Consider the following 11,690-nt stretch of genomic DNA (forward strand, 5'->3'; position numbering starts at 1 on the left):
GTGTCGGTTAACTCGGTAAAACAATTTCACCATTTAACAGCTTATCCGCTATTAAATCCTCCCCAATTTCGCGCAAACGTTCAACCATATTACTTATTCGCGAGGCCAAGTTAACGTCCGAGAAGAAACCTGAATCAATGATCTCTTGGACTTTATTCAAATTTCCCTCGTCATTTAACCACTGAATCGGAATATAAATCATAAAGCGTTCACCCCAATTCTATTCATTGCAATAATTAGCACATTCTCAAAGACGATTTTCTCATTGCCTGTGAGGCCCTTAACACCTTTCGCTATAGCTGAGTTTACATCATTGATCATTTGTGTGCGGTAATCCTTGTAGTTCGGCATATTTTCAAGCATTTTATCAACCAACTCTGCGACGTTCTCTTTTATATAGCCTAAATATGGTTGACTGTACGCCGAGATATCAAAAGACCGAGAGCCGATCTCACCAATTAATTTTTTCCATTCTGCAGTTTTCTTTACCCCTAACCTGTACTCATAAGCGATTTTCCCAAAGTCCGAGATATTGTCAGCCCGTTCAAACTCTGGCAAAGCTTTGAGTTTGGGGAGCGTTTCAATAAGGTGCCCAGGATAACTTGGTGAAATTTCATTCGTAATGCCGACTTGTTTAGCCATATAGTGCGCAAAGGACTCAGCAAAGACATCATCATAATAAGCCCATGTTTGAAAACCAATTTCCTTGATATCGTGTCGCAACCCATTGGCCATTGCATGAAATAGTTCGTGAAAGACGGTTTTAACTTGATACTCTATGCTCCGGGCGTCGTCGGAGTTCAACTCGTAGGTAATTACTTCGATGGTTTCTCCGCTCGTGTTTAATTGGCACTGTCCATGAGCAGGAATACGATGTCTTTGTACTTTCAAGGTGGATCCTGCTTTGATTAGTACATTTTGTGCAAACTCCTTCACATCTTGCTTATCCCAGTCGTTATAAATCGCCTTGACACTCGCGACAAAATCGGTTTTTGTAGCACCTTGTTCTCCTACATGCATATTATACCATCGTTCATACGTAATGTCACCAGGGACGAAATAGGTGTCGCCGCGCTCATCTCGTGCGATCCGTTCACCATGGTCAATCTCATCATCGAAATACGGAACGACGGTCGATCGGCATCGGACGTGCAGCGGAGGATAGTTAACGCCGACCTCGCGTTCAGACAATGCAAAGACACGGCCATCCATCGAGCGACATATTTGAGTTGTGCGGTTATCTAGTGTAGCCAAGTATTCATACTTCTGCACCACACCACTTTCCTTGTACCCGGCCGCTGTCGCTTCCCCGACAAAGAAGGCTGTCTCCGTCTGCACCAGGCGCTCAGCATTAGACAACGACACTCCCATTCGTTCAGCCAGATCCCTCACCGTTCGCTCGGCTGGTTCGCCGCGAATGAACGCCTGCGCCAGCTTCGTTCGCAGCTCAGTAACCAATTTGTCCCGGTCATTCCAGATCCGTTTGCTCCAGTTACTTCCTGCGAACTCGGTTCCGAGAACCGTTTCCAATGTGTCTCGGTCGATTTTTGCAAAGGTCACACCGAACCCCGTTCCACGCTGGAGTTCATAGATGGTCCGGTAGTAGGTGTCCTCGTACACGTCACCCAGGAGCTCGCCTGTGCGCTGCTGCCGGCTTCCGGCTAGCATTTCAACCTGCTGCTGAATCTCCGTCAGCAACGCCTCGTACCGGCTCACCCGGACCCTGTAATAGACCTCATTCAGCTGCTTGGTCCAGCGGCCGTCGGCATTGTCCTTCGCTTTGGCCGTAAACTCTTCCAGCGTCATCTTGAACTGTCTGAGTTCTTTTCCGGAGAGTTGCCGGCGCGCCTCGGCCATGCTGACCTCGCTGTTCGCCGCGTAGCGCTGGTAAAACACTTCGATCGCACGCCGGATTTCCTCCGTCGCCCGGGCGTATTCCCGATCCAGTTCGGCCTGGTAGGCATCGGCTTTCGCAAACTGCCGGGCGGCTACTTCCTCACTACGGCGGCGCCAGTATTCGGCCGGCTTCATGCTTGCTCACCGCCGCCTTGTGGCTGCTGCCCCAAATGTCCAAACTGCACCATGTCTGTATTGCGCTCTCTCCGGATCCTCTCTAGTTCTGCCTGAACGTCCGTTACAAACGGATGGTTTGCGATTAACGTCTCTTCTGACAAAATCCCAACGCTGTTTCTTATGTCGGAAATCACATCGGATTCAGATATAATAATGTCCCTGTTAAAAATGAACTCCACTGTTTCATTTGAAAAATCTCCGACTCCAGTGTTAGTCAAGTGCGTATTGATAAACCATAAAAGTTGCTCTAAAGCAGCTTGAAATTCGGTCTCAATGATATTGCAATCCATATCGAGATCCGCATACAAGAATTTCAATGCAACTCCTGAAGGAGCGCTTTTTACTCGATCAATATCAAACAAAACTCCCCGGCCGAACTCATAGATGTCCTTGCGCAGCTGCTCGATGTGCGTGCGGAAGGCCTCGACGTTGATCTCAAGGCTGAGCGTATCAACTCCACCATCATCCGTCACCTTCACCGCCCGGTACACCGAAAGATTGCGCCGGAATTCTCCCAGATCCTGGCCGTCATAATTCCTAACGACATAAATCGAATTGGGCAAGTCCTCCAGGTTGTTCGAATTGTCACTGGTCTTCACGTCGTAATCATCGACAAGCGACTTGATGACCTGGACGAGCGGAATCTCCTCGTCGTTATACTTGAAGCAAACAAACGGCACGCGCTCCCAATTAAATCCCTGCTCCTGGCCGTCCTGAATGGCCGTGAAGTGGCTGCCGAACTCACCCGCTTCAACGTCCGGGATCAATCCTCCCTCGCTGAGCACGTACCGGCGCACACCGGACGTGTCCCAGAATTCCACTTTCGTAATGATCTTCTTAGTTGTGCCTTCGTAGGCTTCGACATCGTACACACGGATTGCCGCGTCTAGCTCTGTATGCGCCGCGTCGCGCCAGAGCGGGATGATTTCCTCGCTTGGAATCTTTTTGAATGACAGCTGGCCTTCCTCGTTGTAATAAACATGCAGCCAGGCTTTGCCTTTGTTCACGGCTTCCTTACCCAAATTTTTCAGCAGGCGCAAAAAAGACTTGTTGAAAATGTCGTTCAACAAGTCCAGATAGGCAGCATTTTCGGTTTGAATGGTAAGCGGCTTTCCCAGCAGATAGCCGACTTTTTGGTCCACCAACTTCCGGACGAAGGCGTGCACCAGTTTATTGTTGGCCAGATTGGTCACCTCGACCAACTCTCCACCCTCGCCAATCACTGTCCGCTTGCGCTGCAGAATGTCATGGTCGCTGATGTAATACCGCTGTCCTGTAATCATCCACTGGCGTTCCGTGGAGTGTAGCCATTCATCGATCTGGATTTTAATTATCTGCTCCAGGCTCATCGCTGACTTGGCACCTGCTTCGATGATTTGTATAAGCTCTGCGGTTGTTTGTGACATTGCCTCACCTCCCATCATTTGAAGCTGATTGCTGGCCCGCGAATCTCGCTCTCCAGCGCATACCGTACAGCGTCGATGCTGTGGTTGTCTCGGTCAGGATAACCTTCTTTCCAACCACCGTTTCCGTCCGGCTCGAGCTCGTACCCCTCGAACTCCCGGGCCGTATTTGGACAGCGGACCGGATCGATAACAATTTCATTCAAGTCTTGCAGGAACTTGATGCCGTGTTCCACGCTATCCGGTCCCTTCTTCGCCCCAACAACGTTCACGCCCAAATTGCGCAACTCGTTGATGGTTCGCGGTTCGGCACTGTCAGCCGTAACCCGGGTGTTGCTTTTGTTTTCGGTTTTGATCGCATCGGCCAACGCCCGGTTCGACATTCCAACCTTGTGGATCTCGTAGAAGATGAACAGCCGATTGCGCGTGCGGTCGAAGTGCATAACCGCATAGTGCGTCGGATGCGATGCAAAGCCGAAGTCCAAACCGCGCTTGATTCGATCGAACGCCTTGATTTCCTCGTCACTGATCCGCCGAAGCGTAAGGTTACGAAACACTTCTCCGCCAGTTCCAACGTCTTCACCAAGGTACTCATGTCGATAGGCCAATTCGTTCCGCTGCCGAAGCGTCTCAGCCTCGATGAAAAATTGCTCACCCAGCCATTCCCGCGGAACATCCAGATAGGTGCTGTGGTGCACAAACCAGCCCTCAGGCGGATTGTTCTTGTATTCATTAACCCATGCCTTTCGACTCTTAGGTGGGTTGTAGGTATAAAAAACGCGGAAGCTGTCGCCGCCGCGCATGAACGTCTGATTGATCGTTCGGATATCTTCGATACTGAACTCATCAGCTTCTTCATACCAGATATATTTCACATAACCACGTCGGAGCTTGCCGGACTTCACTTTCCGTGGGTTGTCCGCGCCTCGAAAGATTATTGTTTGCCCTGTTGGACGGTACATAATCCGCATTGGCGAAACACTTACATCCCAAAGATGGGCCACGCCAAGTTTTTCGATCGCCCAAAGTAATTGCTCATAGACACTCTCGCGGATCGTGTCCTTAACTTTCCGGAGTGCCGCGGCATTCGCTTGCTGATCCCGCATCATACCGACGATGATCTCGACAGCCACGAACGATGATTTCGTCGAGCCGCGGCCGCCACCGAGCAGGAAGTGCGTCGCTCTGTCATTTTTGACGGCATGATGAACCCCATAAAAGCTCGGAGCAATGATGTCGGTTAAGCGGATCTGCATTGCTCCACCCCGAAGATGGACAAATATGACGATACACGAACCTCCGGCGGGTACTTTGTCTTATCAGTATTGAGCGCCTCATCGCCGGCTGGATCAGGATCGTAAAATCGGCCGTGATACCACAGCGTCCAATGCGATCGATGAGAACATGAAAACCGCAATTTTACAATGCAAACATCCGGCAACGATTCTTTGGCGTGGTGTAAACGATCCCCGCACATAATCCCCAATCGATTTAAAGCCTCAACAACTTCTTTCGTCCGTGTCCCGCCTTGTTTCCCGCCAAACGCCCGAATAGCTTCTGCTAGCGAAATGTTGGCTACCATTGCAACACACGCTTGCCCGCAAAGACTGGACCCCAGTGGCTGATACACGTGATTCATCCAACCTCGCCGCCCTTCTCCGGCACGTCGTCCACAATCTGCACAGCTCCTTGAACGTCTATCTGCTGCTTGTCAATCCACATACCAAACCTCTTTCCAAGGAGCTCCAGAGCGCGAATCTTGTCTGCAAAGCGTATTTCACGTTCAACGCCAACTCCGTCTTGCGTCGGGATCGTCTTGACCTTCACAGCCGCGATCGCGGCTGTGTCGTCTTCCGTGGAGTTCGGTTTAAGCGTTGCGCTATCCAAATCAACCACATCAGTCGGATTCAAGAATGCAATCCGAGCAAGCTCCCGGATAATCCGTTCCTGGGTTACACCTGTACGCTTGGACAACTTGGCCATGCGGGCATCGATGTACGCGCGAACGCTAACTTTCGCTAACAGCCTAGCCCCTTGCTCATTGGCCGTTTTAGGACTATATCCGGCCCGAATAGCCGCCTGCGTCGCATTAAGATCAATCAGATATTCTTCCACAAACCTCTTCTGCTTCTCCGTTAGTTTCACATAAACCACCACCTCACAAAATTATTTTGCAAAAAGAAAAAGCACCGCATGGGTGTTGAATCATCTCGTAATATGCCAGCTCTTACTCACGCGGCCGGCACGCGCCTCCGATCCACTTCTTGCGCCGCTGGAGTCACGGCTGCCCAGGAGGCGGGTATGAGCTGCAGCATGTGGTCAATATGCGCAACCAGAAGTGGAGTAATTATCGAATTCAAACAACACGAAAAAGCCGCCTGCAATCAGGCGACATCTGTTTTTGGGCACACTAAGGGCACTGTATTTTGTATGACATTTGCATGACATTTGCATGACAAGCTAGGCGATAAAGGCTTGTTCTACCTTGCTTTTCGCCCGTTCGACAAACTTTTGAACGGTCGCCCTTGATATTTTTAATCTATCAGCGATTGCCGAATATGTCAAGCCATACGCCATGTGAAGTAGAAAACAAGTCCTTTCCCGCACCGACATCTCCAGTAACAACATCACCATCCGGTGAGCCTCATCGCTGTCTGGTTTCGGCATCAGCTCAGCCAATAGCGCCCTCTGCCGGTACACATCGGTTATGTCCACCCCCCGAAGGTTCCCCGGCCTGCGGCCCCGCCGCATCCACTGAAGGGCAAACTGCAAATCTGAAATCATACCGCCTATGGTCTCGTACTCAATTTCCTGCTCCGGGTCTGCTCGGTCGAGTTTTGCACGATAAGCTTCCAAGACCTTCTTTTCGTCGCTGTACTCTTGGATAAGCCTATCGACCCATGTTTCCCTCACACTCTCATCTCCTCTCCCCGCCTACTCTAGTGCGCATTTTTCGCCGTCTCAATCCGCGCTTTCAAAGCCTCCAGCAAACGCTCCTGCGTCGTGCTTTTCTGCTCCAAGGCCGCCATGACGTCCTCGTCAACACCGCCCTGTACCACTAAGTGATGAATGATGACTTTCTGCCGCTGTCCCTGCCGGTGCAGTCGGCCATTTGCCTGTTGGTACAACTCCAGACTCCAATTCAACCCGAACCAAACCACATGATTTCCTCCGTCCTGGAGATTCAAACCGTAGGCGGTACTGGCCGGATGCGCCAGCAGTACGTCGATTTTCCCGGCGTTCCAGTCCATCTGATCCTGCGGCGTCCGTAGCTCCCGTACCCGGAGGCCGGTTTTGGCCAGCGCCTTTTTCAACCTGGCCAGGTCATGCTGGTACGTATAGAACACCAGCGCCGGCTTTCCGTTCAGTTGTTCAATCAATTCCAAAAACGCCTCAATCTTGCAGTCGTGAATCTCGTGCACCTGCCGGTCCTCGTCGTACAGGGCGCCATTGCACAGCTGCAACAACTTCCCGGTCAGTGCGGCCGCGCTGGTCACCGAGATCTCGGCATCCTCCAGCTCGATCAGCATCTTTCGCTCCAGCTCCCGGTATAACTTTTTCGCCCGCTCGTCCAGCACGACCGGAATGACGTTTGTCACGCAATCCGGCAGCTCCAAATAATCCTCGGCCTTCATACTGATACAGATATCAGCGATTTTCTGGTGAACGACTTCCTCAGCACCTTGCTTCGGTGTGTACCCAAAGCCGTTGTAATTTTTCTCGAAGTATTTTTCGCGATAGTGGGTAATATAGTGTTCCAGCCGCTGCCCCTGGTCAAGCAAATACATCTGCGCCCATAAATCCATCAGCCCGTTTGGTGCCGGCGTGCCGGTTAGCCCCACGATCCGGCGGATGTGCCGGCGGACCCACGTCAGCGCCTTGAACCGCTTGGCCTGGTGATTTTTGAACGACGACAGCTCGTCTAACACCACCATGTCAAATGGCCAGGCGTTTCGATAGTAATTCACCAACCACGAAACAAGGTCACGACTAACCACATACACATCTCCTGGTGTGTTCAGCGCTCGGATCCGTTTCGTTTCGGAACCTAGCACCGGTATGATCCGAAGCAATTTCAGATGCTCCCACTTCGCCGCCTCCGCCGTCCATGTCGCCTCCGCCACTTTCTTCGGCGCCACCACTAGCACCTTATTGACCGCGAAACGGTTATACTTCAAGTCATTGATTGCGGTCAGGGTGATGACCGTTTTTCCTAACCTAAGCCCATATCCAAAAACAGCCCTAAAGCCTCGTCCGTTATAAGACGATTGATGCAATAACGTTGATAGCTGAATGGAATGAACTTCATTTGGCATCACCTCTCTTCCCGATAACCGGCAAGCAACTCATCCACCTGCTCCAGGCTGTCGATCACCCGCACGTCGCAGCCCAGCGCGCGGAGGCGCTGATGCTGCGCCAGTTGCAGTGGCGTCGGTTTCCGGCCGGGCGCCTTCAGCTCGACAAACACCACCCTGCCGCCGGGCAGCAGGACCAACCTGTCAGGTACTCCCGCATTGCCAGGGGAGACGAACTTATACGCCCGCCCTCCCAGCGTTTTCACGCGGTCACGTAAATAGGCCTCGATATCGCGCTCACGCATGCCGCTTACCTGTGACTTGTATGCCAAAGAAACCACACCCTTTCACATTGCCGCCGTGTTGCCCCGTTCCGCCACGGTGGGTTGCTGTCGTTATAAAACCATGCGATGTAAACTACGTTTTTGTCGAACCTGGAACTCTGTGCTTCTTGTGTCAACCTTACCCCGTTGCGAAGAAAGACCTCACACAGCCACTGCGGAGACGCATCCCTGCGAGAGGCTAGCGTTTCGTACCGCCGGTTGAAAAGTTCAGCCGTCCCGTCTTGAAATACCCGAACACCGTATGGCAATTCCGATCGAAGGAACTCAATCCTGTCACTCCTTCGCATTGTGAACACCTCCGTGCAACAAAGTCACAACACATTTACGCGTGTATAAAGATCTTTCAATTAAAGGCTGTAAAGGATTTTAAAGATATTTCTATATTCTATACGTCTTTAATTTTTGTATCTCTATAGATAAGATGTTGTCTTTGTGTCTTATAGCCTATAAAGGCTTGATATATAAGGGTTTTTAGCGCAACATTCCATGCAACATTCCTGGAACATTCCTTTCAGGATGTTGTGTTTCCAGCATTTTCAAATGTTGCGCGTAGTGGTAAAACGACGCCGCTCCCTCGTGCGTCACTGCTTATGGAGGCAACACCTACGGCCCGTCTGAATCCTCGTTGCCTACCGTAGTCCGCTCCGAATTTCATGGGCTCCGCCCTGGTCCATCCGGGTATTTGTTGCAAGGCATCGTTGATTCGCTTAGCGTCCGCCTTGGTCATGGTGCGACGTTCACCAAGGCATTCACGCCAGATCTCCAACGCGCATACGCGATCACGCGGCACCAGCTTTGTGTTACTGGTCTGCATTTGACCGTTCCAAAACATCATTCGGCGTCCGAAGTCCCAAGACAGCCAATTTTCCGGGATAAGCCGTTCAATGAACTCTTCAATCTGTCCGCGAAGCGGGTCAGACTCCATGTGCGATTCTCGGCGCCGATTGGCTTCGTCCTCCATCTCGTCAGAAAGATAGACCGGTTCACCCAAACGCCACCGCATGACCGCCTCAGCCCATATCTGGTCCACTTCCGTCTCACTTAAGTCGTTAAACACGGACTTCGTTGGTTGCTGAATCATGGCGTCGACGGGCCAGAACCTCCGGTTTCCTGTCGGGTCCCGTAAGTACTCGTGGTCGTTCGTGGTCCCGAAAAATACGCACCTGCGGAGTTGTACCTTAACGTGACGTCCGTAGGCGGCCCTATACTGGTCGTCAATCTTGCTGAGAAACTGCTTGATGCGGTTCACGTCGACTTTGTTAAATCCTTGCAGTTCCGCAATCTCTACGATCCATCGGCCTTGAACAAGCTCTTCTGCTTCTTTTCCTTCGAAACTCTTGATGCTGTCGCTGAACCACTGTCGGCCCAGTTTGCGGAACAGCGTACTTTTACCTATTCGCTGCGGCCCGCATATCACAGTCATGTTGTCGAATTTAACGCCGCTGTCCGTCATCGCGCGTGCCACGGCGGCCACAAAGGCCTTACGTGTGACCGTTCGCACGAACTGGCAATCCTCTGCCCCAAGGTAGTCGATGTAGAGTGTGTCCAGCCGCGGCACGCCATCCCATTCGAGGCTTGTCAGGTACTCAGCCACAGGGTTGCGCGCGTGTTTAGCAGCGTGGTCTCGCAAGGCCATGCGCACCGTGTTGGTGTTCGACATCTTGAGCAGCGCTTCGAGATAGACGCAGAGGCCATCATCGTCATAGTCATCCCAGACGAACGGCCCCGATTGCTCCCTCCGACGTCCCCACGGCAGTGGTGCGATGCCCATGATCCGGTCAGCAAATGAGTCCAGGTAGATTCGACCCCGCAGGGCCGGGTCATGCTCGAGGACGATCTGCACGTTGCGTGCGCTTTTCTCCGGCATCCCGGTGTTCGGGTTTCGGTCTAGCAGCCGCAGCCAGTTGGTACCGTCGTCCGCAGCACTAGCGCCGGTCGTGCTGCCGCCGGTATCAGCACCAAACACCTCTTGCACGCGTTCATAGCGTTCTTGGTCGAGAAGCGCTACCACTCGTTCGTCCTGTAGCGCCAGGCGCTTCATCTCCGTGTAGCTCGGGAGCTTCGCCGTCGGTGTTCCCGGGGCGGCGTCATCATCCAGCTCTCCGAATTTGTGAATCCGCACCAGGTCGAAAGCGTTCACCAGCCGGCCGCTCACCGGGTCCGTCGCGTGGTGGCTGTATAGGAACCGCCCGTCGTCGTACACGATGGCCCCGGCAGTCGTGCTGCCGCCGGTGTAGGTATAGCGGGCCGGCGGATAATTGGTGTCCACCGACTCGTACACCCCGGACAGGAACGTCTCAATGGCTTTGTGTACGTCGTAGATCCGGCAGAACGCTCCTACGACGCCTTGCTTCTCTGTCGGATCACCTTGTTTGGCTCCCAATTTGGCACGGGCTTGTTTTGCTCCGGGAACTTCCGGCCATTCGTCCACGTTGCGCCAGTCGGCATACATGGCAAGAATTCCGTCTGCGCTCACAAAAGGCCGGTCCCGGTAATCATAGACATATTGGCTGTCCGCGCAGCAGCTCGGCCAGTACATGAGCCGGTGTACTTCGAAAGTGGACGGATCGCACCACTCGATGCCGATGATGTCGGCTAGCCTCCGGGCGATAGGCTGGTATTCGTCGGCGGTAACCGTCCTGTCGGTCGGGATGAGTACACGGAGGCGCGGTGCTGCCTCATGGTGCTTGCGCGTGCTGTAAGTTACGTAGGCGCACCCTAGGGCGTCTAAGCGCCGTAGGGCATCCGCCGTGCCGCCGGCGGGGATGTTGTCGAGGTCCAGGGTGACGATGTCCCGCCCGGTCACGGCGGCTGCTTTACGTCGGTTCCCGGTCAGGGTTCCGCCCACGAATCCGCCGATGTCTTTCAGGTCGTCCTGCTGCGACTTCGGCAACTTCAGGTACTCGGCCAGTGTCTCGGTACCGCGAACGGCTATTCGGAGCCGCTCGACCATCTCAGACCACCATAGGGTCTGAGACGGCCAATAGGTCGCTTTTCGGCTGCCGGCTGTGGATATGGTTAGGAGTCTGTCGTTTTGCAAAGTGAGCACCCTTTCGCGATTAAGTGTATCACTGATCCTTAGTCGCTTTCCTTCATGTCGACTATCGGCAAATCGCCGAGTAGTTCAATTTGATACGATGGCAATTCATATAGCTCGATGTCTCCGTAATGCTCATCACGATGATAATGAATAATTAGGTATGCCTTTTCGAATGTCCGTGCGACGCACACGGTGCGATGCCAAATGCGCGGATTCAAATTACGATCCAGTTTTTTCAACAGGTCGTAATCGAGATAAATCCGATCACCGTCGACGTCCACAATAACTGGCCGCCCCTTGATGGGTTTCAGTTGCTCCAGATTTTTAGCTAATTTATCCAGAATTGCTTTTTTGAATAACAGGTCATCCTGTTTTTGAATGGCGATCATTCTCTCTTTGATCTCTTTTTGTTTTGCTTGGATAAACTTGTTGGCGGCGTTCTTGGCTGTTTTGATCTCGGCCAATTCGTCGCTAGTAAGTGCTCGAAGCAACATTTCCTACTTTCCCTCCATTATTAGAGCGGTTTAGCCGCTCT

The 11,690-nt window shown here is 52.4% G+C and carries 10 protein-coding genes; all 10 read right to left on the reverse strand.

Annotation, left to right across the window (positions count from 1 at the left end; genetic code table 11):
• Window positions 1–7: 7 nt before the first annotated feature.
• The 10 genes from THEAE_RS0114955 to THEAE_RS0115005 all read right to left on the reverse strand — a co-directional run bounded on the left by THEAE_RS0114955 (window position 8) and on the right by THEAE_RS0115005 (window position 11,649).
• A complete protein-coding gene (locus tag THEAE_RS0114955) occupies window positions 8–202 on the reverse strand; it encodes a hypothetical protein (protein WP_028988039.1) in 195 nt (64 codons plus the stop codon).
• Window positions 199–2,031, reverse strand: a complete 1,833-nt coding sequence (locus THEAE_RS22710) for a minor capsid protein (protein WP_084213577.1) — start codon at window positions 2,029–2,031, stop codon at window positions 199–201. The genes THEAE_RS0114955 and THEAE_RS22710 overlap by 4 nt, the downstream gene beginning before the upstream one ends.
• Complete coding sequence (locus tag THEAE_RS21210; protein WP_052330053.1) at window positions 2,028–3,479, reverse strand: phage portal protein; 1,452 nt, start codon at window positions 3,477–3,479, stop codon at window positions 2,028–2,030. Before THEAE_RS21210 ends, THEAE_RS22710 begins: the two co-directional genes overlap by 4 nt.
• Window positions 3,480–3,493: 14 nt before the next feature.
• Window positions 3,494–4,732 (reverse strand): PBSX family phage terminase large subunit, encoded by a 1,239-nt coding sequence (locus tag THEAE_RS0114970; RefSeq protein WP_028988040.1) that lies wholly within the window; start codon window positions 4,730–4,732, stop codon window positions 3,494–3,496.
• 379 nt (window positions 4,733–5,111) lie between these two features.
• Window positions 5,112–5,621 carry a terminase small subunit gene (locus THEAE_RS0114980; RefSeq protein WP_028988042.1) on the reverse strand — a complete coding sequence of 170 codons (510 nt, stop codon included), beginning with the start codon at window positions 5,619–5,621 and terminating at the stop codon, window positions 5,112–5,114.
• A gap of 315 nt (window positions 5,622–5,936) precedes the next feature.
• Window positions 5,937–6,389 carry a sigma factor-like helix-turn-helix DNA-binding protein gene (locus THEAE_RS0114985; protein WP_028988043.1) on the reverse strand — a complete coding sequence of 151 codons (453 nt, stop codon included), beginning with the start codon at window positions 6,387–6,389 and terminating at the stop codon, window positions 5,937–5,939.
• A 26-nt stretch (window positions 6,390–6,415) separates the two neighbouring features.
• On the reverse strand, window positions 6,416–7,792 hold the full coding sequence (locus tag THEAE_RS21215) for a DEAD/DEAH box helicase (RefSeq protein ID WP_156920646.1): 1,377 nt from the start codon (window positions 7,790–7,792) through the stop codon (window positions 6,416–6,418).
• Window positions 7,792–8,103, reverse strand: a complete 312-nt coding sequence (locus THEAE_RS0114995; RefSeq protein ID WP_342665762.1) for a PDDEXK family nuclease — start codon at window positions 8,101–8,103, stop codon at window positions 7,792–7,794. Before THEAE_RS0114995 ends, THEAE_RS21215 begins: the two co-directional genes overlap by 1 nt.
• Before the next feature lie 523 nt (window positions 8,104–8,626).
• Window positions 8,627–11,068, reverse strand: a complete 2,442-nt coding sequence (locus THEAE_RS21220) for a virulence-associated E family protein (RefSeq protein WP_245605572.1) — start codon at window positions 11,066–11,068, stop codon at window positions 8,627–8,629.
• A 125-nt stretch (window positions 11,069–11,193) separates the two neighbouring features.
• On the reverse strand, window positions 11,194–11,649 hold the full coding sequence (locus tag THEAE_RS0115005; protein WP_028988045.1) for a hypothetical protein: 456 nt from the start codon (window positions 11,647–11,649) through the stop codon (window positions 11,194–11,196).
• Between the last annotated feature and the right edge of the window lie 41 nt (window positions 11,650–11,690).

The sequence above is a fragment of the Thermicanus aegyptius DSM 12793 genome (assembly GCF_000510645.1).
Classification (GTDB): Bacteria; Bacillota; Bacilli; order Thermicanales; family Thermicanaceae; genus Thermicanus; species Thermicanus aegyptius.